Source organism: Acrocarpospora catenulata (assembly GCF_018476525.1).
GTDB lineage: Bacteria > Actinomycetota > Actinomycetes > Streptosporangiales > Streptosporangiaceae > Acrocarpospora > Acrocarpospora catenulata.
In genome coordinates, this window is record NZ_JAHCST010000026.1 from 33,376 (window position 1) to 58,814 (window position 25,439).

The 25,439-nt window shown below is 70.8% G+C and carries 24 protein-coding genes and 1 pseudogene; 13 read left to right on the forward strand and 12 right to left on the reverse strand.

Going from position 1 to position 25,439, the window contains the following annotated elements; translation table 11 throughout:
- Positions 1–23: 23 nt before the first annotated feature.
- The 3 genes from KIP79_RS24995 to KIP79_RS25005 form a co-directional block, all read right to left on the reverse strand.
- Positions 24–662 (reverse strand): MBL fold metallo-hydrolase, encoded by a 639-nt coding sequence (locus KIP79_RS24995; protein ID WP_214107342.1) that lies wholly within the window; start codon positions 660–662, stop codon positions 24–26.
- 114 nt (positions 663–776) lie between these two features.
- Positions 777–1,346 (reverse strand): hypothetical protein, encoded by a 570-nt coding sequence (locus tag KIP79_RS25000; protein WP_214107343.1) that lies wholly within the window; start codon positions 1,344–1,346, stop codon positions 777–779.
- Between the two features lie 190 nt (positions 1,347–1,536).
- Entirely contained in the window at positions 1,537–2,313 is a 777-nt protein-coding gene (locus tag KIP79_RS25005) for a maleylpyruvate isomerase family mycothiol-dependent enzyme (protein WP_214107344.1), read from the reverse strand.
- A gap of 196 nt (positions 2,314–2,509) precedes the next feature.
- Here KIP79_RS25005 and uvrA point away from each other — a divergent pair, with 196 nt between their 5' ends.
- The 11 genes from uvrA (at position 2,510) to KIP79_RS25060 (ending at position 14,866) form a co-directional block, all read left to right on the forward strand.
- Positions 2,510–5,350 (forward strand): excinuclease ABC subunit UvrA, encoded by a 2,841-nt coding sequence (gene uvrA / locus KIP79_RS25010; protein WP_214107345.1) that lies wholly within the window; start codon positions 2,510–2,512, stop codon positions 5,348–5,350.
- A 134-nt stretch (positions 5,351–5,484) separates the two neighbouring features.
- Positions 5,485–6,039 (forward strand): Rieske (2Fe-2S) protein, encoded by a 555-nt coding sequence (locus tag KIP79_RS25015; protein WP_250213782.1) that lies wholly within the window; start codon positions 5,485–5,487, stop codon positions 6,037–6,039.
- 111 nt (positions 6,040–6,150) lie between these two features.
- Entirely contained in the window at positions 6,151–8,049 is a 1,899-nt protein-coding gene (gene uvrC, locus KIP79_RS25020) for an excinuclease ABC subunit UvrC (protein ID WP_214107347.1), read from the forward strand.
- Complete coding sequence (gene rapZ / locus KIP79_RS25025; RefSeq protein ID WP_214107348.1) at positions 8,049–8,936, forward strand: RNase adapter RapZ; 888 nt, start codon at positions 8,049–8,051, stop codon at positions 8,934–8,936. Before uvrC ends, rapZ begins: the two co-directional genes overlap by 1 nt.
- Positions 8,933–9,877, forward strand: a complete 945-nt coding sequence (locus KIP79_RS25030) for a gluconeogenesis factor YvcK family protein (RefSeq protein ID WP_308169878.1) — start codon at positions 8,933–8,935, stop codon at positions 9,875–9,877. The genes rapZ and KIP79_RS25030 overlap by 4 nt, the downstream gene beginning before the upstream one ends.
- 99 nt (positions 9,878–9,976) lie before the next feature.
- Positions 9,977–10,957, forward strand: coding sequence for a DNA-binding protein WhiA (gene whiA / locus KIP79_RS25035; RefSeq protein ID WP_155351629.1), 981 nt, complete (start codon positions 9,977–9,979; stop codon positions 10,955–10,957).
- A gap of 180 nt (positions 10,958–11,137) precedes the next feature.
- Positions 11,138–12,142 (forward strand): type I glyceraldehyde-3-phosphate dehydrogenase, encoded by a 1,005-nt coding sequence (gap, locus tag KIP79_RS25040; protein WP_214107349.1) that lies wholly within the window; start codon positions 11,138–11,140, stop codon positions 12,140–12,142.
- Complete coding sequence (locus KIP79_RS25045; protein WP_214107350.1) at positions 12,142–13,341, forward strand: phosphoglycerate kinase; 1,200 nt, start codon at positions 12,142–12,144, stop codon at positions 13,339–13,341. The genes gap and KIP79_RS25045 overlap by 1 nt, the downstream gene beginning before the upstream one ends.
- Complete coding sequence (gene tpiA, locus KIP79_RS25050; RefSeq protein WP_214107351.1) at positions 13,331–14,110, forward strand: triose-phosphate isomerase; 780 nt, start codon at positions 13,331–13,333, stop codon at positions 14,108–14,110. Before KIP79_RS25045 ends, tpiA begins: the two co-directional genes overlap by 11 nt.
- A gap of 107 nt (positions 14,111–14,217) precedes the next feature.
- A complete protein-coding gene (gene secG, locus KIP79_RS25055; RefSeq protein ID WP_214107352.1) occupies positions 14,218–14,448 on the forward strand; it encodes a preprotein translocase subunit SecG in 231 nt (76 codons plus the stop codon).
- Positions 14,449–14,518: 70 nt separating this feature from the next.
- Positions 14,519–14,866, forward strand: a complete 348-nt coding sequence (locus tag KIP79_RS25060; protein ID WP_214107353.1) for an RNA polymerase-binding protein RbpA — start codon at positions 14,519–14,521, stop codon at positions 14,864–14,866.
- A 50-nt stretch (positions 14,867–14,916) separates the two neighbouring features.
- Here KIP79_RS25060 and KIP79_RS25065 read toward each other — a convergent pair whose 3' ends face one another.
- On the reverse strand, positions 14,917–16,515 hold the full coding sequence (locus KIP79_RS25065; protein ID WP_214107354.1) for an amidohydrolase: 1,599 nt from the start codon (positions 16,513–16,515) through the stop codon (positions 14,917–14,919).
- Positions 16,516–17,907 (reverse strand): NAD(P)/FAD-dependent oxidoreductase, encoded by a 1,392-nt coding sequence (locus tag KIP79_RS25070; RefSeq protein WP_214107355.1) that lies wholly within the window; start codon positions 17,905–17,907, stop codon positions 16,516–16,518. It abuts the gene before it with no gap.
- A 168-nt stretch (positions 17,908–18,075) separates the two neighbouring features.
- On the opposite strand from KIP79_RS25070, the gene KIP79_RS25075 reads away from it, so the two are divergent.
- Positions 18,076–19,110, forward strand: a complete 1,035-nt coding sequence (locus KIP79_RS25075) for a GNAT family N-acetyltransferase (RefSeq protein ID WP_214107356.1) — start codon at positions 18,076–18,078, stop codon at positions 19,108–19,110.
- 237 nt (positions 19,111–19,347) lie between these two features.
- Here KIP79_RS25075 and KIP79_RS47320 read toward each other — a convergent pair.
- The 3 genes and pseudogenes from KIP79_RS47320 to KIP79_RS25090 form a co-directional block, all read right to left on the reverse strand.
- Positions 19,348–19,794, reverse strand: a pseudogene (locus KIP79_RS47320) (Clp protease N-terminal domain-containing protein); the annotation flags it as partial.
- A gap of 36 nt (positions 19,795–19,830) precedes the next feature.
- Complete coding sequence (locus KIP79_RS25085; protein ID WP_214107358.1) at positions 19,831–20,340, reverse strand: GNAT family N-acetyltransferase; 510 nt, start codon at positions 20,338–20,340, stop codon at positions 19,831–19,833.
- The gene (locus tag KIP79_RS25090; RefSeq protein ID WP_214107359.1) at positions 20,340–20,696 is read right to left on the reverse strand and encodes a hypothetical protein; all 357 of its coding nucleotides are present in this window, start codon (positions 20,694–20,696) and stop codon (positions 20,340–20,342) included. Before KIP79_RS25090 ends, KIP79_RS25085 begins: the two co-directional genes overlap by 1 nt.
- 46 nt (positions 20,697–20,742) lie before the next feature.
- Here KIP79_RS25090 and KIP79_RS25095 point away from each other — a divergent pair, with 46 nt between their 5' ends.
- On the forward strand, positions 20,743–21,606 hold the full coding sequence (locus tag KIP79_RS25095; protein ID WP_214107360.1) for a hypothetical protein: 864 nt from the start codon (positions 20,743–20,745) through the stop codon (positions 21,604–21,606).
- On the opposite strand, the gene KIP79_RS25100 is transcribed toward KIP79_RS25095, so the two are convergent.
- From KIP79_RS25100 to KIP79_RS25115, 4 genes are read right to left on the reverse strand one after another with little or no spacing between them, the layout of a single operon-like run.
- Complete coding sequence (locus KIP79_RS25100) at positions 21,607–22,263, reverse strand: hypothetical protein (protein WP_214107361.1); 657 nt, start codon at positions 22,261–22,263, stop codon at positions 21,607–21,609.
- 51 nt (positions 22,264–22,314) lie between these two features.
- Positions 22,315–23,799, reverse strand: a complete 1,485-nt coding sequence (locus KIP79_RS25105; RefSeq protein WP_214107362.1) for a tripartite tricarboxylate transporter permease — start codon at positions 23,797–23,799, stop codon at positions 22,315–22,317.
- Positions 23,800–24,357, reverse strand: coding sequence for a tripartite tricarboxylate transporter TctB family protein (locus tag KIP79_RS25110; RefSeq protein ID WP_214107363.1), 558 nt, complete (start codon positions 24,355–24,357; stop codon positions 23,800–23,802).
- Entirely contained in the window at positions 24,357–25,328 is a 972-nt protein-coding gene (locus tag KIP79_RS25115) for a tripartite tricarboxylate transporter substrate binding protein (RefSeq protein WP_250213784.1), read from the reverse strand. The genes KIP79_RS25110 and KIP79_RS25115 overlap by 1 nt, the downstream gene beginning before the upstream one ends.
- Between the last annotated feature and the right edge of the window lie 111 nt (positions 25,329–25,439).

The following is a 25,439-nucleotide window of genomic DNA, read 5'->3' on the forward strand; positions in this document are numbered from 1 at the left end:
CCCTCCCCGTTTCGCCGTTTCGCTTACCAGCCCCGGGCTTTCCACTCCGGCAGGGACGGCCGCTCCGCGCCGAGCGTGGTGTCCTTGCCGTGGCCCGGGTAGACCCAGGTCTCGTCCGGATAGACGTCGAAGATGCGCTCCACCACGTCGGTGAAGAGCCGGTTGAAGCGCTCCGGGTCCTTCTGCGTGTTGCCCACCCCGCCGGGGAACAGCGAGTCGCCGGTGAAGATGTGCCCCGGGTAGTGGAGGGCGATCGAGCCGGGCGTGTGGCCGCGCAGGTGCACCACCTCCAGGCTGAGCACGCCGAACGGGACGCGCTCGCCGTGCTCCACCGGCCGGACCGGCACCGGCAGCGCCGCCGCGTCCAGCGGGTGGGCCACCACGGTCGCCCCGGTGGCCTCGGCCACCTCCTTCAGCGCCTGCCAGTGGTCGGCGTGCTGGTGGGTGGTGACGATCGTGCTGATCGGCCGGTCCCCGATCAGCTCGAGCAGCCGGTCGGCCTCGGCCGCCGCGTCGATGAGCAGCCCGTCGCCGGTCTCGGTGCACCGCAGCAGGTACGCGTTGTTCCCGAAGTCGCCGACCTCGAGCTTGGCGATGGTCAGCCCGTCCAGCTCGCGCACGTCAGCGGGCCCGCCCTTGGCGACGTCTCCCGTGTAGCTCATGCCTCTCCCTCAATAGCGATAAGGCCTACGCTACTAACGAGAAACCCGTCCCCGACCAGCCGCATGAACTCCGTCGGGCAACTCACCGGTGCGGCTGTCCAGATCACGACTTTCTCATTGGTATCCAGGCGGCAGGTTGTGCCAGAAGCCGACCACGATCGCCGTCCACCACGCCGCCTGCGAGACCGTACCGGACAGCAGCAGGCGGGCTCGCTGGAACGGGCGCAGGTCGCGGAAGGACGGGTCGCCGGGCAGCGCGGACAACTCCCGGGTGAGCAGCCGGGCGTGCACCCCGTTGAGGCCGGTGACCAGCACCGCGCCCAGCTTCAGCCAGGTCAGCGTGGAGCTCAGGTCGGGTTTGAGCAGCGCCCCGGTGACCACCAGGCCGGCGTATCCGAGCCAGACGATCGGGTCGGCGGCGGCCACCACCCGCATGGTCTGCGCGGCGCCCTGCCGGCCGGTGAGGAAGAGCAGGCCGCAGGCGTCGATGACGACCACCGCGCCGAAGCCGGCGGCCAGCGCCAGCAGGTGGCCGAACCGGGCGGTGAGGTGCAGGCCACCGCCCGGATGCAGGTAGAAGGTGGCGGCGATGGCGCCCGCCCAGACCAGGGTGACGGCCAGCGCCGCCGGGAGGGCGAACCGGAGGGCGCGCACCGGTGCCAGGGGTTTGTCGTCGGCTGCCATCCACACTCCTCGCCAGGTAAGGGGATTGGTTGGGATATCTCCGTACCTGGCAGAGAGAGGGCGCTCAACCCGGGTGCCCATGGGCCGGGCGCCTGGGAGGCGGCCGGTCAAGGTCGTCAACTGCGGGGACGCCCGCTCGGCGTGGCTAGGCGATCATGAAGCGTTCAGAAGCGGGCTGAACTGGATCACCTCAGATCGCGGGCGGCCACTCCTCCGGGATCCGGGACGGCAGGCCGGCCGGGGCGCTGCCGTACGGCCAGGGCGGCAGGGTGGGCAGCGGACCGTCGGCGCTCAGCCGGTCCCCGCCGGCCCGGCCGGTCAGCCAGGCGAACAGGTCCCGGCGGGTGCCCTCCACCGTGGGTCCCTCGCCCAGGCCGCTCCAGGTCTCCCCGGCGATCCGGTCCTCCCCGGTGTGCACGACGATCTCGCCGAGCACCGCCGACCCCGGCCGCCAGGAGCGCATGGTGTCGTAGAAGTCCCAGAGCACGAAGTCCTCCGGCCAGTCCGGCCAGTCGTAGCCGCAGCCCAGGTCGCCGTGGTGGATCTCCACCTCGCGCTGGCGGCGGCGGAGCACGTACCAGGCGGGGTGGTCCGGCGGATTGGCGCCCGACACCCGGACCGTCCAGTCGCTCTCGGTCAGCTCGGCCGCCAGGGCGGCGAACCTGGCCGCGCTGTCCTCAAGATCGAGCAGCTGTTCCTTGGCGGGGCGGGGCGCCCCCGCCTCGATGCCCGCGACCCGGTCCTCCGGGCTGGCGTACTGCGGTGTGGGTATCCCCGTACGGGCCCAGTTCAGCAGGTTGACCAGGCTGTCGGCGTTGCGGGCCAGGTGGCTGACCACATGGCCCCGGGTCCAGCCGGGCAACCGGGACGGCGCCCGCAGGTCGTCGTCGGTCAGCGCGGCCACGGTGGTCAGCAGGCGATCGGTGGATTCCGCCAGCCGGGTCTGGAACAGCGGGAGCATGGACATAAGCCGATCTTCGCAGATGGGAGGTGGCGGGGGCGGTACCGGGGAATGTCCGCCGACGGTCCGGCGCTGCATCTACCCTGGGATCTGCGGAGGGTGGTCCGACCCCCCGGAAAAGTGCCCTCGGAAAAATGTCGGTGGGCGTGGGTAGCCTGCCCGTGCACCTCCTGTCATCGCAAATCGAACTTTCGGGATCGCCGTGGCTGACCGCCTTATCGTGCGTGGCGCACGTGAACACAACCTCAAGGACGTCTCGCTGGATCTGCCGCGAGATGCTCTGATCGTTTTCACCGGGCTGTCCGGCTCCGGCAAGTCCAGCCTGGCCTTCGACACCATCTTCGCCGAGGGCCAGCGGCGCTACGTGGAGTCCCTGTCGGCGTACGCGCGGCAGTTCCTCGGCCAGATGGACAAGCCGGACGTGGATTTCATCGAGGGCCTCTCCCCTGCGGTCTCCATCGACCAGAAGTCGACCAGCCGCAACCCCCGCTCCACGGTCGGCACGATCACCGAGGTCTACGACTACCTGCGCCTGCTCTGGGCCAGGATCGGCAAGCCGCACTGCCCGAAGTGCGAGCGGCCGATCGCCAGGCAGACCCCGCAGCAGATCGTCGACCGGGTGCTGGAGCTCCCCGAGGGCACCCGCTTCCAGGTGCTCGCCCCCGTCATCCGCGGCCGCAAGGGGGAGTACGCGGAGCTGTTCCGCGAGCTCACCACCAAGGGCTTCGCCCGGGCCAGGGTGGACGGCACGATCGTCCGGCTGGAGGAACCCCCGGCGCTCAAGAAGTACGAGAAGCACGACATCGAGGTCATCGTCGACCGGCTGTCGGTCAAGGAGAACGCGCGGCGGCGGCTCACCGACTCGGTGGAGACGGCGCTCCTGCTCTCCGGCGGCACCATCACCCTCGACTTCGTCGACCTGGACACCGGTGACCCCAACCGGGAGCGGTTCTACTCCGAGCACCTCTACTGCCCCTACGACGACCTGTCCTTCGAGGAGCTGGAACCCCGCTCGTTCTCGTTCAACTCGCCGTTCGGCGCCTGCCCGGAGTGCACGGGCCTGGGCACCCGGATGGAGGTCGACCCCGAGCTGATCGTGCCCGACCCGGAGCGCACCCTGCGCGAGGGCGCCATCTCGCCCTGGGCCGGCGGGCACACCAGCGACTACTTCGAGAAGCTCATCGAGGGCCTGGGCAACGCCCTCGGCTTCACCCTGGACACCCGGTGGGACCAGCTCTCCAAGCAGGCCCAGCGCTCCCTGCTGCACGGCCACGACGAGCAGGTGCACATCCGCTACCACAACCGGTACGGCCGGGAGCGCTCGTACTACACCAACTTCGAGGGCGCGATCACCTGGGTGCAGCGGCGGCACGCCGAGTCGGAGAGCGACGCCACCCGGGAGAAGTTCGAAGGCTACATGCGCGAGGTGCCCTGCCCGGCCTGCAAGGGCAGGCGCCTCAAGCCGGTCTCGCTGGCGGTCACCGTGGGCGGGGCCTCCATCGCCGAGGTCTCCGCCCTGTCCATCGGCGAGTGCGCCGAGTTCCTGGCCGGGTTCCAGCTCTCCGAGCGGGACATGCACATCGCCGAGCGGGTGGTCAAGGAGATCAACGCCAGGCTCGGCTTCCTGCTTGACGTCGGCCTGGACTACCTCACCCTGGACCGGGCGGCCGGCACCCTGGCCGGCGGCGAGGCCCAGCGCATCCGGCTGGCCACCCAGATCGGCTCCGGCCTGGTGGGCGTGCTCTACGTGCTGGACGAGCCCTCCATCGGCCTGCACCAGCGGGACAACCATCGGCTGCTGGAGACCCTGATCCGGCTGCGCGACATGGGCAACACGCTGATCGTGGTGGAGCACGACGAGGACACCATCGCCGCCGCCGACTGGGTCGTGGACATCGGTCCCGGCGCCGGCGAGCACGGCGGCCAGGTGGTCGTCTCCGGCACCGTGGCCGAGCTGCTGGCCAGCGAGCAGTCGCTGACGGGGGCCTACCTGTCCGGCCGCCGGGCCATCGACGTGCCGCTCATCCGGCGCAGGCGGGACCGCAAGCGCCAGCTGACCGTCAAGGGCGCCAGGCAGCACAACCTGACCGGGGTGGACGTGGACTTCCCGCTGGGGGTCTTCACCGCCGTCACCGGGGTGTCGGGGTCGGGCAAGTCCACGCTGGTCAACGACATCCTGTACAACTCGCTGGCCAAGGAGCTGCACAACGCCCGCACGGTGCCGGGGCGGCACGCCCGGGTGGTCGGCATGGACCTGCTGGACAAGGTGGTGCACGTCGACCAGTCGCCGATCGGGCGCACCCCGCGCTCCAACCCGGCCACCTACACCGGCGTCTTCGACCACATCAGGAAGCTGTTCGCGCAGACCACCGAGGCGAAGATCCGGGGCTACCAGCCGGGGCGGTTCAGCTTCAACGTCAAGGGCGGCCGGTGCGAGGCCTGCTCGGGCGACGGCACCATCAAGATCGAGATGAACTTCCTGCCGGACGTGTACGTGCCGTGCGAGGTCTGCCACGGGGCCAGGTACAACCGGGAGACCCTGGAGGTGCACTACAAGGGCAAGACCATCGCCGAGGTGCTGGACATGCCCATCGAGGAGGCCAGCCACTTCTTCGAGGCCATCCCGGCCATCCGCCGCCACCTGGTGACCCTCAACGACGTCGGCCTCGGCTACGTGCGGCTCGGCCAGCCGGCCACCACGCTCTCCGGCGGCGAGGCCCAGCGGGTCAAGCTCGCCTCCGAGCTGCAGCGCCGCTCCACCGGGCGGACCATCTACGTGCTGGACGAGCCCACCACCGGGCTGCATTTCGAGGACATCCGGCGGCTGCTGGGGGTGCTCAACCGGCTGGTGGACAACGGCAACACGGTCATCGTGATCGAGCACAACCTGGACGTGATCAAGACCGCGGACTGGGTGATCGACATGGGTCCCGAGGGCGGCTCCCGGGGCGGCAAGGTGGTGGCCACCGGCACACCGGAGGAGGTCGCGCTGGTCGAGGGCAGCCACACCGGGACGTTCCTCCGCAAGATCTTCGGGTTGTGATCCGGAGGTCCGGCGAATCGGTAATTGTCCATACTCGCCCGGTGATTGTTGGGGCATGCTGAACCCTTGTCGGCCTCGCAGCCGTACTTACAGGCATACAGACCCCCAGCGGAGGGCGAACCATGGATAACTCCTTGCCGACCGTCGAAACCGCCGACCCAGCCGAGGCGCGGCCCCTGGCGCCGAGCCGGCGGGCCGTCGTGCTTGGTGTGGGCGGGGCGGGCCTGGCCGTCGCGCTGACCGCGTGCACCGGTTACAACTCGGGCGGGGGGACCGCGGGTGTGGACCCGGCCGACCCGCCCGGCCAGGACCCGCCCGCCGGTGGCACCGAGCCGACCCAGGCGGCCGAGCCCACCGAGGAGGCGACCGCGGCCGGTGACGGCGGGGGTGACGCGCCCGCGGCCAACGCCTTCGCCAAGACCGCCGACATCCCGGAGGGCAGCGGCAAGATCTTTGAGTCCGACCAGATCGTGATCACCCAGCCGTCCGCGGGCCAGTTCAAGGCGTTCACGGCGGTCTGCACCCACCAGGGCTGCACGGTGGGCAGCATCTCCAACGGCACCATCAACTGCCCCTGCCACGGCAGCAAGTTCAAGATCACGGACGGCTCGGTGGCCGGCGGCCCCGCCAAGGGCCCGCTCCGGGAGATCCCGCTCACCGTCTCCGGCGACAGCATCACCCTCGCCTGATCCTCTTCCTGCCGGCCGGGGGCCCGCTCGCGGGCCTCCGGCTCGGCGTAACGCCCCCCTCGGTTCCGAGCGCGCCCCAGATTGTCGGAGGCGGCCACTAGGCTTTGTGGCGTGGCAGATCCGGCAACTTATCGACCTGCGCCCGGATCGATTCCCGAGTCGCCCGGTGTCTACCGGTTCCGGGATCCCGGCGGCCGGGTGATCTACGTGGGCAAGGCCAAGAGCCTGCGGCAGCGGCTCAACTCGTACTTCGCGGATTTCGCGAGTCTGCACTTCCGGACGCAGTCGATGCTGACCACCGCCGCCCGGGTGGACTGGACGGTGGTCCGCACCGAGGTGGAGGCGCTCCAGCTGGAGTACTCCTGGATCAAGGAGTTCGACCCGCACTTCAACGTCAAGTACCGGGACGACAAGTCGTATCCGTACCTGGCGGTCACCATGGGGGAGGACTTCCCCCGGGTCCAGGTGATGCGCGGGGCCAAGAGGAAGGGCACGCGCTACTTCGGGCCGTACTCGCATGCCTGGGCGATCCGGGAGACGGTGGACCTGCTGCTCCGGGTGTTCCCGATCCGGTCCTGCTCGGCGGGGGTGTTCAAGCGGGCCGGGCAGATCGGCCGGCCCTGCCTGCTCGGCTACATCGAGAAGTGTTCGGCCCCCTGCGTCGGCCGGGTCACCGAGGAGGAGCACCGCGCCCTGGCCGAGGACTTCTGCGACTTCATGGCCGGCAACACCAGCCGGTTCATCAAGCGCCTGGAGCTCCAGATGCGGGAGGCCGCCGCCGTCCAGGAGTACGAGCGGGCGGCCCGGCTCAGGGACGACATCCAGGCCCTGCAGAAGGCGCTGGAGAAGCAGGCCGTGGTGCTCGGCGACGCCACCGACTGCGACGTGATCGCCCTCGCGGAGGACCAGCTGGAGGCCGCCGTGCAGGTCTTCTACGTGCGCGGCGGCCGGATCAGGGGCCAGCGCGGCTGGGTGGTGGACAAGGTCGAGGAGAACGGCGTCGGCGGCCTGGTGGAGCACTTCCTGATCCAGATGTACAGCGAGGCCGAGATCCCCCGGGAGATCCTGGTCCCGGCTCTGCCGCCGGACCACGACGCCGTGGTGGAGCTGCTCGGCGAGCAGCGCGGGAGCCGGGTGGATCTGCGGGTGCCGCAGCGCGGCGACAAGAAGGCGCTGATGGAGACCGTGGAGCGGAACGCCAAGGAGGCGCTCACCCAGCACAAGCTCCGCCGCTCCAGCGACCTGACCAGCCGGAGCAAGGCGCTCCAGGAGATCGCCGACGCGCTCGCCCTGGACCAGGCCCCACTGCGCATCGAGTGCTACGACGTCTCGCACATCCAGGGCACCAACGTGGTGGCCTCCATGGTGGTCTTCGAGGACGGGCTGGCCCGCAAGAGCGAGTACCGGCGCTTCCAGATCAAGGCCGCCGAGGGCGACGTGGCCTCCATCCACGAGGTGATCCTGCGCCGCTTCCGCCGCTACCTGGAGGAGCGCAGCGCCACCGGGGAGCTGGGCGGGGAGCCGGTGGGCGAGCCCATCGACCCGGAGACCGGCCGCCCGCGCAAGTTCGCCTACCCGCCGAACCTGGTGGTGGTGGACGGCGGCCCCGCGCAGGCCGCGGCCGCCCAGCGGGCGCTGGACGAGCTGGGAGTGGACGACGTGGCGGTCTGCGGCCTGGCCAAGCGCCTGGAGGAGGTCTGGCTGCCCGGCGACGACCAGCCGGTCATCCTGCCCCGCGCCAGTGAGGGACTTTACCTGCTGCAACGGGTCCGTGACGAGGCGCATCGGTTCGCGATCACCTACCATAGGGCGAAGAGGTCCAGAACCCTCAAGGAGAGCGCGTTGGATGAGGTTCCCGGCCTCGGGCCAGCGCGGCGCCAGGCGCTTCTGCGACACTTCGGTTCCGTGAAACGGTTGAGTGACGCCACCGCCGAGGAGATCTGCGAGGTTCCCGGCATCGGCCCGGCCACCGCCGAGGCGATCGTGGCGGCGTTGCGGGGGGAGAGCTGATGAGCCAGCCCGGTGTCGAGTCCACGAGTGAGCCCGGATTCGTCGTGGTCACCGGCATGTCCGGGGCCGGTCGGAGCACGGCCGCCAAGGCGCTGGAGGACCTCGGCTGGTTCGTGATCGACAACCTGCCGCCCGGCCTGCTGTTCTCGCTGGCCGAGGAGGCCGGCCGGGTCAAGCTGGCCGCCGACAAGGTGGCGGCGGTGGTGGACGTGCGCTCGCTGGCCTTCACCTCCGACCTGAACGCGGCCATCGGCGAGCTGGACGGGCGGGGCGTCGGGGTCCGGGTGGTCTTCCTGGAGGCCAGCGACGAGGCCCTGGTGCGCCGGTTTGAGAACGTGCGCCGCCCGCACCCGCTCCAGGCCGACGGCCGCCTGGTGGACGGCATCGACCGCGAGCGCGGCATCCTCCGCGAGGTCCGGGCCAACGCCGACCTGGTGATCGACACCTCCACGCTCAACGTGCACGAGCTGCGCAACAAGATCATCTCCTTCTTCGGCGGCGAGCACCGCCCGGGCCTCAAGCTCAGCGTGGTCTCCTTCGGCTTCAAGTACGGTCTGCCCGTCGACGCCGACCTGGTGGTGGACTGCCGATTCCTGCCCAATCCGCACTGGGTCCCGGAACTTCGCCCAATGAGTGGGCTGGATGCCCCCGTTCGGGAGTACGTTCTGGGACAGCCCGGTGCAAAAGAGTTCCTCGACGGCTACGAGGAAGTCCTTGGCGTCGTGGCCGCGGGGTACAACCGCGAGGGCAAGAGCTACGCCATGCTGGCCGTGGGCTGCACGGGGGGGCGGCACCGGAGTGTCGCCATGGCGGAGCAACTGGGCGCGAGGCTGCGGGAGCGCGGCATGGAGGTACAGGTGAGCCACCGGGATGTGGGTCGGGAGTGAGTGAACGTGCCCCAGCCGCCAGAGTGGTCGCGCTGGGGGGCGGCCACGGGCTGCACGCGTCGTTGTCGGCGCTCCGGAGGGTCACCGCCGATCTGACGGCGGTCGTCACGGTGGCCGACGACGGCGGATCGAGCGGGCGGCTCAGACGGGAACTGGGCGTGCTCCCCCCGGGGGACCTGCGGATGGCGCTGGCCGCGCTGTGCGGGGACGACGAGTGGGGACAGACCTGGAGCCGGGTGGTGCAGCACCGGTTCCGCAGCGAGGGGGACCTGCACGGCCACGCGGTGGGCAACCTGCTGATCGTGGCGCTCTGGGAGCTGATGGACGATCCCGTCCAGGCGCTGGCGTGGATCGGGCGGCTGCTCGGCGCGCACGGCCGGGTGCTGCCGATGGCCGCGGTGCCGCTGGACATCCAGGCCGAGGTGGAGCTGGACGGGGTGATCACCACCGTCCGCGGGCAGGTGGCCTGCGCGCTCACCCCGGGCCGGGTGCGGTCGATCTCGCTGGTGCCGCCGGATCCGCCGGTCTCCCCGGAGGTGATCCAGACGATCATGGACGCCGACTGGGTGGTGTTCGGCCCGGGCTCCTGGTTCACCAGCGTGCTGCCGCACCTGAAGGTCCCCGAGCTGGCCCGCGCGCTGTACGCGACCAGCGCCCGCCGCCTGGTCATCCTCAACCTGGCCCCCCAGCCGGGCGAGACCGACGGCTTCTCCCCGCAGAAACATCTGGAGGTGCTCCGCCAGCACGCCCCCGCGTTACTCATCGACGCGGTGCTGGCCGACACCTCGGTCGCCGACGACGTGGCCGACCTGGAGAAGGCCGCGCTCGCCCTGGGCGGGAGGTTGGTTTTGGGGGATGTGGGGGCTTCTGACGGTTCCCCGAGGCACGATGGACCCCGTCTTGCCACGGTCCTGGACGAGATTTTCCGTGAGAAGCGGTGATCCCCCCAGGCCGGGGTGCGAGAGACTGACGCCGGAGCCCGCCGCGCCGTAGGTGCGGCGAATAGGCTTCATTGTCTGTTTGGGGGAGGACTTTGCGCGATGGCTATGACAGGTGTGGTTAAGGATGAGCTCAGCCGATTGCCGGTGCTGAAGCCCTGCTGCCGTAAGGCCGAGGTCTCCACGCTGCTCCGCTTCGCCAGCGGGCTGCACCTGGTCGGCGGCCGGATCGTGATCGAGGCCGAGCTGGACACCAACGTCACCGCGCGCCGCCTGATCAAGGACATCGGCGAGGTCTTCGGCCACAAGGCCGAGGTGCTCGTGCTGGCCCCCGCCGGGCTGCGCAAGGGCTCCCGGTACGTGGTCCGCGTCTACAAGGACGGCGAGGCGCTGGCCCGCCAGACCGGCCTGATCGACAACCACGGCCGCCCGGTCCGCGGGCTGCCCCGCCAGGTGGTCTCCGGGGCCACCTGCGACGCCGAGGCGGCCTGGCGCGGGGCGTTCCTGGCGCACGGCTCGCTCACCGAGCCCGGCAGGTCGATGTCCCTGGAAGTGACCTGCCCGGGCCCGGAGGCGGCGCTGGCGCTGGTCGGCTCGGCCCGCCGCCTGAAGATCCACGCCAAGGCCCGCGAGGTGCGCGGGGTGGACCGGGTGGTGGTCAGGGACGGCGACGCGATCAGCGCGCTGCTCACCCGGCTCGGCGCGCACGACAGCGTGCTGGCCTGGGAGGAGCGGCGGATGCGCCGGGAGGTGCGGGCCACCGCCAACCGGCTGGCCAACTTCGACGACGCCAACCTGCGCCGCTCGGCCCGGGCGGCGGTGGCGGCCGGGGCCCGGGTGCAGCGGGCGCTGGAGATCCTCGGCGACGACGCGCCGGAGCACCTGGTGGTGGCCGGGCGGCTGCGGGTGGAGCACAAGCAGGCGTCCCTGGAGGAGCTCGGCCAGATCGCCGACCCGCCGCTGACCAAGGACGCCATCGCCGGGCGCATCCGGCGGCTGCTGGCCATGGCCGACAAACGCGCCCAGGATCTGGGCCTGCCCAACACTGAGGCGAATCTCACCGCCGACATGCTCTCCGGGTGATCGAACAGGGCGTGTGCTGGTCCTGCCACAACGGACGCTTTACACCGAAACCTTCGATTTGGCGTCGATTTTGTGTCGTCTCGACCTGTGGGACCCTCGCTTGGTCTAAACCAATTTGAGTCCGATAGGGTCAGCACCGAGGTTTCAGTCACGTAACGACGTACGAGGAGATCGGATCACGTGAGCATCCGCGTAGGCGTGAACGGCTTCGGCCGTATCGGCCGCAACTTCTGGCGCGCGGCGGCCGCCAGCGGCAAGGACATCGAGATCGTCGCGGTCAACGACCTGACCGACAACGTCACGCTCGCCCACCTTCTGAAGTACGACAGCATCCTCGGTCGGCTGCCGTACGAGGTGAAGGCGTCGGCGGACGAGATCACCGTGGACGGCAAGGCCATCAAGGCGTTCGCCGAGCGCGACCCCGCCAAGCTGCCCTGGGGCGACCTGGGTGTGGACGTGGTCGTGGAGTCCACCGGCTTCTTCACCGACGCCAACAAGGCCAAGGTGCACGCGGAGAACGGGGCCAAGAAGGTCATCATCTCCGCCCCGGCCAAGAACGAGGACGTCACGGTCGTGATGGGCGTGAACCACGAGACCTACGACCCCGCCAACCACACGGTCATCTCCAACGCCTCCTGCACCACCAACTGCCTGGCCCCGCTCGGGAAGGTGCTGAACGACACCTTCGGCATCGAGAAGGGCCTGATGACCACGATCCACGCCTATACCCAGGACCAGAACCTGCAGGACGGCCCGCACGCCGACCTGCGCCGGGCCCGGGCCGCGGCGCTGAACATCGTGCCCACCTCCACCGGCGCGGCCAAGGCCATCGGCCTGGTGCTGCCCGAGCTGAAGGGCAAGCTGGACGGCTACGCGCTGCGCGTGCCGATCCCCACCGGCTCGGCCACCGACCTGACCGTGGAGCTCAAGCGCGAGGCCACCGTCGAGGAGGTCAACGCGGCGTTCAAGGCGGCCGCCGAGGGCGCGCTGAAGGGCTACCTCAGCTACACCGAGGACGAGATCGTCTCCGCCGACATCGTCACCGACCCCTCCTCCTGCATCTTCGACGCCGGCCTGACCAAGGTCATCGGCAACCAGGCCAAGGTCGTCGGCTGGTACGACAACGAGTGGGGTTACTCCAACCGTCTGGTGGACCTCATCGAGTACGTGGGTGCCTCACTCTGATGCGTGGTCTCGACGAACTCGACGTGAAGGGTCGGCGGGTGCTGGTGCGCGCCGACCTGAACGTCCCCCTGGACGGGGAGACGATCACCGATGACGGCCGGATCAGGGCCTCCGTCCCGACCATCAGGAACCTGACGGGGCGCGGCGCGAAGGTGATCGTCTGCGCCCACCTGGGCCGTCCGAAGGGCTCGCCGAATCCGAAGTACTCGCTGGCCCCCGTGGCCCGGCGGCTTTCGGAGCTGCTCGGCGAGGAGGTGGCCTTCGCCACCGACGTGATCGGCGAGTCCGCCCAGGCCGCCGTGTCGGCCGTGGGCGACGGCCAGGTGGCGCTGCTGGAGAACCTCCGCTTCGAGCCCGGCGAGGAGTCCAAGGACGACGCCGAGCGGGCCCTGTTCGCCGGCAAGCTGGCCGCCCTGGCCGACCTGTACGTGGGGGACGGCTTCGGCGCCGTGCACCGCAGGCACGCCTCGGTCTACGACGTGCCGCGGCTGCTGCCGCACGCGGTGGGCGGGCTGATCGCGGCCGAGGTCGAGGTGCTGAAGAAGCTCACCGAGGACCCGGCCAGGCCGTACGTGGTGGTGCTCGGCGGGGCGAAGGTCTCCGACAAGCTCGGGGTCATCGCCAACCTGCTCACCAAGGTGGACCGGCTGCTCATCGGCGGCGGCATGGCCTACACCTTCCTGGCGGCCCAGGGCTACGAGGTGGGCAACAGCCTGCTCCAGGAGGACCAGCTGGACAAGGTCCGCGGCTTCCTGGCCGAGGCCGGGGAGCGCGGCGTGGACCTGGTGCTGCCGGTGGACGTGCTGGCCGCCACCACCTTCGCCCCCGACGCCGACTTCGAGGTGGTGGACGCCACCGCCATCCCGGCCGACCGGGAGGGCCTGGACATCGGCCCGCGCACCCGTGAGCTGTTCGCGGCCAAGCTGGCCGACGCGGCCACGGTCTTCTGGAACGGCCCGATGGGCGTGTTCGAGTTCGACGCCTTCTCGGGGGGCACCCGCGCGGTGGCCGAGGCCCTGATCGCGTCGGACGCGTTCACCGTGGTCGGCGGCGGCGACTCGGCCGCGGCCGTCCGGCAGCTGGGGCTCCCTGAGGACGGGTTCTCGCACATTTCCACCGGTGGCGGCGCCTCCCTCGAGTACCTCGAGGGCAAGACGCTCCCCGGTCTGGCCGCCCTGGAGGACGAGGATGGGGCGTAAGCCGCTCATCGCCGGCAACTGGAAGATGAACAAGAACCACCTTGAGGCCATCAAGCTGGTTCAGGAGCTGGCGTTCTCGCTGACCGACAAGGACTTCGACAAGGTCGAGGTCGCGGTGCTGCCGCCGTTCACCGACCTGCGCAGCGTGCAGACCCTGGTGGACGGCGACAAGCTGCGCATCGTCTACGGCGCGCAGGACGTGTCCCAGTACGACGCCGGCGCCTACACCGGGGAGATCTCCGGCGCCCAGCTGGCCAAGCTGGGCTGCACCTTCACGGCCATCGGACACTCCGAGCGCCGGCAGTACCACGCCGAGGACGACGCCCTGGTCAACGCCAAGGTGAAGGCCGCCTACCGGCACGGCGTCACGCCCATCCTCTGCGTGGGCGAGGGCCTGCCCATCCGGCAGGCGGGGCAGCAGGTGGAGTACACTCTCGGCCAGCTGGACGGTGCCCTGGAAGGGGTGCCCGCCGAGCAGGCCGGGTCGATCGTCGTCGCGTACGAGCCGGTCTGGGCGATCGGCACCGGAGAGGTGGCGACGCCGGAGGACGCGCAGGAGGTCTGCGGGGCCATCCGGACGCGCCTCGCCGAGAAGTACGGTGACGCGGTGGCCGAGGCCGTCCGTATCCTGTACGGAGGATCGGTCAAGTCCGACAACATCGCGGGGATCATGGCCAAGCCCGACGTCGACGGCGCGCTCGTCGGCGGGGCCAGCCTGGACCCGGGCGAGTTCGTGAAGATTTGCCGTTTCGGTGAGATGTCGGGCTAGCTCGCCCGTTTTGGGGGTGCGACTTGACAACAGGTCGTACCCTCGTAGGGCAAGATTGAATCGTCGAATCGTCATTGCCGCACAGGCGCTACCGGGATAGGTCTACCGTGACTATCGGAATTTCCATCGCGCTCATTCTGTCGAGCCTGCTCATGGTTCTGCTCGTCCTGCTCCACAAGGGCAAGGGCGGCGGCCTGACGGACATGTTCGGCGGTGGCTTCGCGTCCTCGTTCGGTGGCTCGTCCGTCGTGGAACGCAACCTCGACCGCCTCACGATCATCACGGGTGTCGTGTGGTTCGTGTGCATCATCGCGCTCGGGTTGCTGCTGAAGCCGTAGCGGGTCACTGGAGTGGCATAGGTTCATTTTCCCCCGTGTTCCGCGGGGCGATCGAGCGAGGAGTTCATCCGTGGGTAGTGGCAACGCGATCCGTGGCAGCCGAGTCGGCGCCGGCCCGATGGGCGAGGCCGAGCGAGGCGAGGCGGCCCCCCGAGTGCGGGTCTCGTTCTGGTGCGCGAACATGCACGAGACGCGCCCCAGCTTCGCCAGCGACGCGGCCGTGCCCGAGTTCTGGGACTGCCCGCGGTGCGGCCTGCCGGCCGGTCAGGACGAGGCCAACCCGCCCGCTCCGCCGCGCAACGAGCCGTACAAGACCCACCTCGCGTACGTGAAGGAGCGCCGGAGCGACAACGACGGCGCCCAGATCCTCGCCGAGGCGCTGGAGCGGCTGCGCTCCTCCTCGCGCCCGATCTACTGATCCCGTAACAGGGCCCAAAGGCCCCCGTCCCACAGCTGGGACGGGGGCCTTCAGTGCACCTGCTCCCCGTCCACGAAGGTGGCCCGGACCTTGGTGGTCCAGATCTCGCCCGGGTCGAGGGCGAACGGGTCCCGGTCCAGCACGGCCAGGTCGGCCGGACGGCCGGGTTCCAGCACCCCGGCGGGGGAGCTGTTCAGCCAGGCCGAGCCCGCCGTGTACGCGGTGAGGATGGTCCGCAGGTCGATCGCCTGCCCGGGCAGGAACGGCTGTCCGGCGGTCGGGTAGTCGGCGTGGTGGGAGCTGGGCGGCTCGGTGCGGTTGACGGCCACGTGCATGGCCTGGAACGGGTCGGCCGAGGAGACCGGCCAGTCCGAGCCGGCCGCCAGCCGGGTGCCGCGGGCGACCAGGTCGGCGAACGGGTACTGCCATTCGGCGCGCGGCGAGCCCAGGTAGGGGATGCAGAGCTCGTCCATCTGGGCGTGGTGGGTGGCCCAGAGCGCCTGGAGGTTGGCGGTGACGCCCAGGGCGGCGAAGCGCGGCAGGTCCTCGGGGGTGATGATCTGCAGGTGCGCGACGTGGTGCCGGTTGGCGGGGTCGGTGCCGGTGAGGGCGTCCAGTGCCTCGCGGACGGCGCGCTCGCCGATGGCGTGGAAGTGCACCTGGAAGCCGAGCGTGTCGAGTTGCTTGACGTAGCCGTTGAGCAGTTCGGGTTCGACGTAGGACAGGCCGGTTCCGCCGCAGTGGCAGTAGGGCTCGATGACGGCGGCGGTGAAGTTCTCGGCGATGCCGTCCTGCATGATCTTCACGGCGGTGGCGCGGAAGCGGTCCAGGCCCTCGGCGGCGGCGCGGCGTTCGGCCAGGGAGGCGATCTGCTCGCCGCCCTGGGCGCGGTCCCACCAGAGGGCGCCCACCACGCGGGCCTTCAGGGTGCCGTCACCGGCGGCGGCCAGGTAGGCGGGGAGCTGGTCGTCGGAGCCCGCGTAGGAGCCCACGATGGCGTCCTGCCAGCCGGTGATGCCCAGTGAGAACAGGTGGGCCTGGGCGTTGAGCAGGGCGGCGGTGAGGTCGGCGGGGGTGGGGCGGGGGGTGAGCAGGCCGACCAGGTCCATGGCGCCCTCGTGGAGCACGCCGGTGGGGGTGCCGTCGGGGTCGCGTTCGATGCGGCCGTCGGCCGGGTCGGGGGTGTCCCGGGTGATCCCGGCGCGTTCCAGGGCCCGGGTGTTGACCCAGGCGGCGTGGTGGTCCCGCTGGATCAGATACGCGGGACGGTCCAGGAAGTCCAACTGCGACCGGTGCGGCAGCCCGCCGGGGAAGGCCGCCATGTCCCACCCACCGCCATCAATCCACTCTTTATCAGGATTTTTCGTGGCGTAGTCGGCGATTTTGGCCAGGTAGGCGTCCAGGCCGAAGATCTCCGACAGCTCGCACCGAGCCCGTTCCAGGCCCGCCTGCACCGGGTGGATGTGGGCGTCGGTGAAGCCCGGGGTGAGCAGGCCGCCGTCCAGGTCGTACGGCTCGGCGGCGGGCGCCAGCCGTGCCAGGTCGGCTTCCGCGCCCACGGCGGCGATCAGGCCGTCGCGGACCAGCACCGCTTCGGCGAAGCCGTCCGGGGTGAAGGCGCGGCCTCCGCGGAACAACAAGTCGGTCATTCAGTGTCCTGTGATCATGTCGGCGATGCGGGCGAGTACGGACGTGCGCGGCGTGCCGGACGCCTCTCGGGCGTCGGCGAACCGGTAGAGACGGTACATCGCGTGCACCCCCAGCCACCGCAGGGGTTCCGGCTCCCAGCGCCGGACCCGCCGGTCCACCCAGGGCAGCGCGGTGTGCGGGGTGTCCCGGCCGAGGGCCAGATCGCTCAGCGTGCGCCCGGCCAGGTTGGCGGCGGCCACGCCGTGGCCGGTGTAGCCGCCCGCCCAGCCGAGCCCGCTCGCCCGGTCCAGGCCGACCGTGGCGCACCAGTCGCGTGGCACTCCCAGCACGCCCGACCAGGCGTGGTCCACCCTGGCTCCGGCCGCCGCCGGGAAGAACGCGGTGAGCAGCTGCCAGAGCGCGGCCACCGTCCAGTCGTGGGTGTGGCCGCGGTCGTCGACGCGGGAGCCGTACAGGTAGGGGCGGCCCCTGCCGCCGAAGGCGATGCGGTCGTCGGCGGTGCGCTGGGCGTACATGTAGTAGTGCGCCATGTCGCCGAGCAGCTCGCGGCCGTCCCAGCCGATCTCGTCCCAGCAGGTCAGCGGCTCGGTGACGATCATCGAGCTGTTCATCGGGAGCCAGTCCCTGTGGTGTCCCGGAACCTCGGCGGTGAAGCCCTCGGTGCAGCGCAACACGATCTCGGCCCGTACGGTCCCGGTGGGGGTGATCGCCCGCCCCGGGGCGATGGTGGTGACCGGCGTGCCCTCGTAGATCTCAACGCCCAGGTCACGTACCGCTCTCGCCAGCCCTCTGGCCAGTTTCGCCGGCTGCACGCGGGCGCAGTGCGGGCTCCAGGAGGCCGCCAGGGCCCCGGCGACCCGCAGGCGGGCGTTCATCTCGTCCGTGGTGAGCAGGTCCACGTCCCCGGGCGTCCAGCCCCAGGCGCGCTGCTCGGCCACCTCGGCGCGGAGCCTTGCCGCCTGGGCGGGGGTGCGGGCCACGTTGAACAGGCCGCCCTTGACCAGGTCCGCGTCGATGCCCTCGGTCGCGGCCACCCTGAGTACCTCGTCCACGCCGTCGAACATCGCGCGCTGGAACCTGATGGCGGCCTCGGCGCCGTGGCGGTGCGCGTACCGGGCGGGGCTGCCCGGGAGCAGGCCCGCCAGCCAGCCGCCGTTCCGTCCTGAGGCGCCGAACCCGGCGAACTCCTTCTCCAGCACGGCGACGCGGAGCGCGGGGTCGGCCTTCTTCAGGTAGTAGGCGGTCCAGAGGCCGGTGTACCCGCCGCCCACGATCGCGACGTCCGCCTGCCGGTCACCGGGGAGCGGCGCGGCCGGTGTCGGTATGCCCTGTTCTCTGTACCAAAAGGACACTTCACCGTTGACGAAACCAGGCGTGAGCGGAGCATTCATGGCCCTAATCCTGCTCTATCCGTCACTGGTTCCGCATCAGGCGACGAAACTCGCGGTGAACATCTCCACTCACCGCGAGAAGCGTAGTTGTTGTCGCCGAAACGACTGGCTCACCCCCGTGTAACAGTTCTGCGGCAATCTAGGACGCAGACGGAGGGAGCTTGACGAATGGGATTCTTGCGGATCCGGACCACGGTGGACGAGCGGCCGGGCCGGTTGGCCTCGCTGGCGCAGGCACTGGCCGAAAAGGGCGGGAACATACTGGGGCTCTCCGTCCAGCCCGACACCGACGGCACGGTGGACGAGTTCGTCGCCGACATCCCCGCCGCGCCGGAGGCCGTGAAGGAGGCGCTGGAGGCCGCGGGGGGACGGCGGGTGCAGGTGGTCCCGGCCACCGCGCACGAGCTCACCGACGAGCCCACCCGGGTGCTGCTGCTGGCCTCGCGGTTGCGCGCGATGCCGTGGCGGCTGCCCGAGATCCTGCGCGAGCTGCTCCGCGCCGACAGCGCCCGCTGGGTGTTCGGCGTCCGCGGCCCGGGCGAGCTGCCCGACCCCACGCTGCTGACCGTGCCGGTGGCGCCCCGGCGGGCCATCCAGCTGCGCCGCGGCGGCCTGCCGTTCACGCTCACCGAGGCCGCCCGCGCCGCCGCGCTGGTCCGGCTGGCCCAGCCGCCCGCCGACCCGGTCGCCACCGAACGTTCCGTACGCCTCTCGGACGGGGTGGAGGTGCAGGTCAAGCCGCTCAACCTGCTCTACCGGGAGGCCGTGCGCGACCTGCACGAGCGCTGCTCGCCGGAGTCCCGCAGGTTCCGCTACTTCACCTCGATGCCGTCGCTGCCGCCGCGCGTCTTCGACCGGCTCTGCGACCGCAACCGGGGGCACTCGCTGGTGGCGGGGCGGGACGGGCAGGTGGTGGGTCTCGCCACGCTGATGTTCACCCCCGATCCCGGCATCGCCGAGGTCGCCTTCCTGGTGGAAGACCGCTGGCAGGGGCGCGGTCTTGGCACCGCGCTGGCGCGCATGCTGCTGACGGAGGCGCGGGATCTCGGCTACGCGGAGGTTCGCGCGACCCTTCTGTCCGATAACATCCGGATGCGTAGACTTTTGATCTCCCTGGGCGCTGTGCTCGGGTACACCGAGGACCCCGGTGTGCTGGAGGCACGGATCGCCGTAGGGGTGATGGCCGAGGTCTCCCCGACGTGACCTCGCCGCTGAGCCATCCTGGTTCGGGGCAGCTCAGGGGGCCCTGAACCAGGATGATCAGCTCGCCTGCTCCGCCGGAGGCTCCTGGACCCCGGGGTCGGGCGGGGCGCCCATCGCGTCCAGCCGGCGGTGGAGCGACTCCAGCATCTCCTGGATCTTGTCCAGTTGGCCGGTGAACCCGGAGACCCGGCGGCTGATCGTCTCGGTGATCGGATCGAAGCGGGAGGCCGGGACATCGTCGGGGCCCCGCTCCTGGAGGAGCAGCCGCATCACCTGGCTCCGCACGGCCGTCGGCTCGGCGCCCTGGGCCTCCAGCACCTGGGCGGCCACGCCCCCGCCCTCCCGCATCAGACCGAGCAGGATGTGCTCGGTGCCGATGTAGTTGTGGCTCAGGTGGAGCGCCTCGCGCAGCGAGAACTCCAGCACCTTCTTGGCCCGGGGAGTGAACGGGATGTGCCCCTGCGGCTCGTTCCTGCCGGTGCCGACCCTCTCCCGCACCTGCTCCCGAACCGCCTCCAGATCGATGCTGAGCTCCCGCAGGGCCAGCGCGGCCACCCCGTCCTGCTCGCGGAGCAGGCCGAGCAGGATGTGCTCGGTCCCGATGTAGTCATGCCGCAGCAGGCGGGCCTCCTCCTGGGCCAGCACCACGACACGGCGGGCACGATCGGTGAAACGCTCGAACACGGGGGGACCTCCATCACCGGGGAGTCACGTCTCCCACTATGCGTCAGAATCGCCCGCCGCGCTCAGCACAAACCGCTTGAGAATGCCGTGCGGTCCCGGGTGCTCCCGCTGGAACATCATGCCCGCCGCCCTGGCCACCCGTTCGGAGGCCTGGTTGCCCTCGTCCAGCTCGGCGATCACCTCCGGGAGGCGCAGCGTGCCGAGACCGTAGTCCAGGACGGTACGGACCGCCGCATCGGCCACGCCCTGCCCCCAGTACTTCGGATCTACACTGTAAAGGAGCTCGGCCTGGGCGTCGTCGGTCGCCCGCAAACCGCAGACCCCGACAGGGGTGCTTTCGAGGAGGACCAGCCAGAGACCGTAGCCGTAGGCCCTGAAGTCCTCCTCGCTGTCGGCGACGATCTCCAGGACCAGCCGCTCGTCGACCGGCTCCCCGTCGAACAGGAACCGCCGCACGTCCGGGTCGCTCCAGTGCCCGAGCAACCAGGGCGCGTCCTCGGCGTGGATAGGACGCAGGGTCAGCCCGTCGCCCGTGAGCACGGGCATCAGCGGCGGCGCCGCCCGAGCGCGTAGGCCAGGTTGACCATGACGATGCCGCCCCAGGTCACGATCAGGCCGGGCATGCCCGCGGTGTACGCGGTCGCGGCGGTCAGCGGGACGGCGATGCCGAGCGAGCCGAGGGCCAGGCCGAGGGCGCGGTTGCTGTCCGCGCGCTCCTCGCGGGCCCGCTCCTTGGCGTTGGGCATGCGCTGGTCGGCCTCGGCGGCGACCCGGGCCGCGATGGTGGCCTCGACGCGGTCCAGGAAGGACTCGGTGAGGGCCGACTCGTACTCGGGCCCGAGATCGCGCCGGGCCGCCACGGTGGCACGCAGGTCCTCACGGGGAAAGGAAGGTTCCGCCATACCCTCAATCTGCCAGAGATATATCGCGAGTGGGTATATGTCGGGCGTGGATCTCGATGACGCCACCCGCACCCTGTACGGCCTGCCGCCCGGCGAGTTCGTCGCCGCCAGAACCGCCCTGGCCAAGCAGGCGAAAACGGCCGGTGACCCCGCCCTGGCCAAGGAGATCGGCAAGCTACGGCGCCCCACCGTGGTCGCCTGGGCGGTCAACCAGCTCGTCCGGGAGGATCCCCCCGAACTGGCCGAACTCCTGACACTCGGCGAGGATCTCCGCCAGGCGTGGGAGAACCACGACGCCAAGGCCCTGTCGGCGCTGTCGTCCCGGCGCGCCGCGCTCACCTCCCGGGTGGCCCGCCTGGTCGCCGACCTCGCCGCCCGCAACGGCCAGCCGCTGGGCGCCCTCACCGAGGTGGAGCAGACGCTGGACGCCGCTGTGGTCGACCCCGCCGCGGCCGACCTGCTCCGCGACGCGACCCTCACCACGGCCCTGGCCTACAGTGGCTTCACTCCGGCCCCCGTCGCCCGTACGGCACCGGCGGCCCCCCGGCCCAGACGCACCCCCGACCTCGCCGAGGCGCGCGAACGCCGCAGGCGCGAACTGACCGAAGCCGCCGCCGCGGCCGAGCGCACCGCTGTGGAGGCGGAGGCCGCCCACGCGGACTGGGCGGCGGAACTGGCCTCGGCGGCGCGGGACAGGGATCGGCGGGCGGAGGAGGTGACCGGACTGGAGACCGAGCTGGCCGAGCTGCAGATCAGGCTCGCCGGAGCGCGGGAGAAACTCACGGCGGCGGCCAAACGCGCCGACACCGCGGCCCGGGACGAGTCCCGCTCCCGCCGCGCCGCCGAGGCCGCCCGCACCCACGCCGACACCGCCGCCCGACAGGCGGCTTCACCTGGACCTTCTGAGTAGTCAGCCGCGCTTGGCGTAGACCGCCTTCAGCTTGGCGGCGGCCTTCTTGGCGGTGGCGAGCGTCAGCGGCCAGTCCCCGCCGTCGTCCTTGCTGACGTGCTGGATGACGACCAGGGCGGAGCGGTACCGGATGAAGATCCCGTGGTAGGTGACGCCCTCGAACTCGGGGATACCGGTCATCCGGAACGCGATGGTGCTGTCGCCGAGCTTGGGCGCGGACTTCCTGGTGATCGCGGTGCCGACGGACGCGTCCGCCGGGCTGCGGCCGTGACAGGAGAGCGCGATGGCCTTCGCGCCGTTGGCGACGGCGTTCAGGCGGGCGGGGGTGCCCGTGAGGATCGACTGGCCGAGCGCGCTGAAGTGCGCGTCGTCCAGGAAGTTGACCGTGGTCGTCGGACGGCCCTTGGTGATCGTGTCGTAGGCCTTGAGCGCCTTGTTGCACGCCGCGTCCGAGAACCCCGACTTGACGGGGATGGTCAGCGAGGTCCGGGCCCGCTTGGCCTTGTACCCGGAGCCGAGGTTCGCAGTCGTGAGCAGGGCGGCCTTGATCTCGGCCGTGGTGAGGGGCGGATAGACGGGGGCCGCCGCCGCGGGCGCGAACTGGCAGAGAACGGTCAGGGCGGTGACGGCCGGAACCAAGATCAGTCGTTTGATCACGAGGTGCGACAATAGTGAGCAGTGCCTTCTGAGTCTATTGATACGGGAGTTTCATCGGCTTCGTAGCCTTCTGAGCAGAGGGATGAACAGGGCCAGCGCGGAGCAGGAGAGCAGGACGGCGGCGACCGGGCTGGTGACCAGGACGGTGACGTCGCCGGCGCCGATGGCCAGGGCGCGGCGGAGCTGGATTTCGGCCATCGGGCCCAGGATCAGGCCGATGACCGCGGGGGCCACCGGAAGGCCGAAGCGGCGCATCGCGAAGCCGAGCAGGCCCAGCAGGTAGAGCAGGATCAGGTCGATCCAGGAGTTGTTCAGGGCGTAGACGCCCAGGGCGGCGAACAGCACGATCCCGGCGTACAGGTAGGGGCGGGGGACCCGGAGCACCTGGGCCCAGAGCGGGGCCAGGGGCAGGTTGAGGACCAGGAGCATGGTGTTGCCGATGAACAGGGAGGCGACCATGCCCCAGACCAGGGCCGGGTTGTGGTCGAAGAGCTGGGGGCCGGGTTGCAGGCCGTACTGCTGGAAGGCGGCCAGCATGATGGCGGCGGTGGCGGAGGTGGGCAGGCCGAGGGTGAGCAGGGGGACCAGGGTGCCGGCGGCGGAGGCGTTGTTGGCGGCCTCAGGACCGGCGACGCCCTCGATGGCGCCCTTGCCGAACTCCTCCTTGGCAGGGCCCTTGGCCAGGCGCTTCTCGGCGGCGTACGAGAGGAAGGTGGGGATCTCGGCGCCGCCGCCCGGAAGAGCGCCGAAGGGGAAGCCGAGGGCGGTGCCGCGCAGCCAGGGGGCCCAGGAGCGGGACCAGTCGGCGCGGCCCATCCAGGCCCTGCCCACGCCGAGCACCTCGGGAGGCGTGTGGCGGAGCCGGGAGACCACGTAGAGGGCCTCACCGAGGGCGAACAGGCCGACCGCGACGAGCACCACGTCGATGCCGTCGAGCAGCTGGGGGATGCCCAGGGTGAGCCTGGCCTGGCCGGTCTGCTGGTCGATGCCGACCAGGCCGATGACCAGGCCCAGACCCAGCGAGGCCAGGCCGCGTACGACCGAACGGGACAGCACCGAGGAGACCGCGGTGAAGGCCAGCACGGCCAGGGCGAAGTAGTCCTCGGGGCCGAAGGAGATGGCGAACTCCACCACCAGCGGGGCGGCCACCACCAGCAGGGCGGTCGCGATGGTCCCGGCCACGAAGGAGCCGATCGCCGCGGTGGCCAGCGCCTGGGCGGCACGGCCCCGGCGGGCCATCTTGTTGCCCTCCAGGGCGGTGATCATGGAGGCGCTCTCGCCCGGGGTGTTGAGCAGGATGGAGGTGGTGGAGCCGCCGTACATGCCGCCGTAGTAGATCCCGGCGAACATGATGAAGGCGCTGGCCGGCTCCACGCTGAAGGTGATCGGCAGGAGCAGGGCCACGGTCATCGCGGGGCCGATGCCGGGGAGCACGCCCACCAGGGTGCCGAGGGTGACGCCCATCAGCGCGTACAGGAGGTTGACGGGGGTGAGCGCGGTGGCGAACCCGTCGAGCAGCAGGCCGAGCGCGTCCATTCAGATCACCCCGGAGAGCAGGCCGGCGGGGAGGGTGACGCCGAGCCCTTTGACGAAGGCCAGGTAGGTGGCCACGGACAGGATGACGGCCACGGCGGCGGCCCGCAGGCGGCTGGTGGCGCCGAGGGCGAGCGCCAGGCCGAAGAAGAGCAGCGCCCCGGCGATCACCCAGCCGAGCAGGTCGAGCAGCGCGGCGAAGGCCAGGAAGATCACGCTGACCGTGAAGACACCGCGCCAGTCGGCGGGGGCCTGGGCGTCCACGTCCTCGCTCTCCTCGGGGTCGCCGTGGCCGCCGCGCAGCACGTCGATCACGTAGCAGATCCCGATCAGGATCATCGCGGCGCCCACCAGCAGCGGGAAGAACCGGGGGCCCAGCCCCAGGGTGGAGGCGGCGGCCGTCACGTTCGCGGTGCCGGCGATCACGAAGACGCCCAGCCCGAGCACGATGAGGGCCAGCACGAGTTCGGGCCGCCTGCGGCGGGGTTTGGCCGGGGCCGGGGCCGGGACGGCGCCGTTCTGGAGGGCGTCGTCCCGGTTGTCTGCGGATAGGGAAGGCATCAGGAGACGAGTCCCATTTCGGCGATGATGCCCTTCACCCGGGTCTGCTCGGCGGCGAGGAACTCAGCGAAGGGAGCGCCGGTCTGGAAGGCGTCCGTCCAGCCGTTCTTGGCGACCGCGTCCTTCCACGCCTGCCCGTCGTGCATCTTGGTGACCAGGTCGGTGAGGGACTTCTTGGCGGCGTCGTCCAGGCCGGGCGGGGCGACGAAGCCGCGCCAGTTGGCCAGCTCGACGTCCAGGCCGCCCTCCTTGAGGGTGGGCGAGTCGATGGACGGGATGCGGGCGGGTGCGCTGATGCCGAGCGAGCGGAGCTTGCCGGACTTGACGTGCTCGGCGAACTCGCCGATGCCGGAGATGCCGATGGAGACCTTGTTGCCGAGCAGCGCGTTGAGTGCCTCGCCGCCGCCGGAGTGGGCGATGTAGTTGACCTGCTTGGGGTCGATGCCCGCGGCCTTGGCCATCAGCCCGGCCACGATGTGGTCGGTGCCGCCGGCCGAGCCGCCGGCGACCGAGATCTTGGCCGGGTCGGCCTTCCAGGCCGCCACCAGGTCGGCCAGGGTCTGGTACGGCGACTCGGCCGGCACCACGACGATCTCGTACTCCTCGGTCAGCCGGGCGATCGGCGTCACCTCGGCCAGGGTGACCTGGGACTTGTTCTGCTCGACCGCGCCCACCATGACCAGGCCCATGGTCATCAGCAGTTCGCCGTTGCCCTTGTCCCCGGCCAGCTGGGCCAGCCCGATGGTGCCGCCCGCGCCGGGCACGTTGAAGACCTCCACCTTCCGGTCCGGTTCGACCGACTTGATGGCCTGCTCGGCCGTCCGGGAGGTCTGGTCCCAGCCGCCGCCGGGCGCGGCCGGGGCCATGATGCGCAGCGCACCGGTCCCGCCGCCCGAGCTTCCGCCGCCACACGCGGCCACCGACACGATCACGGCCGCCAGCACGGCGAGCCTGTAGAGAGGTCGCATCATCACTCCAACACCGTTGAGATGAACGTGGTGAGGATGGTGGAGCGGCATCGCCGGGTCCGTCGAGGATTGGTGTGCTTGCCGTCATATTGGCCGTATTGGTCACAGAGTCCG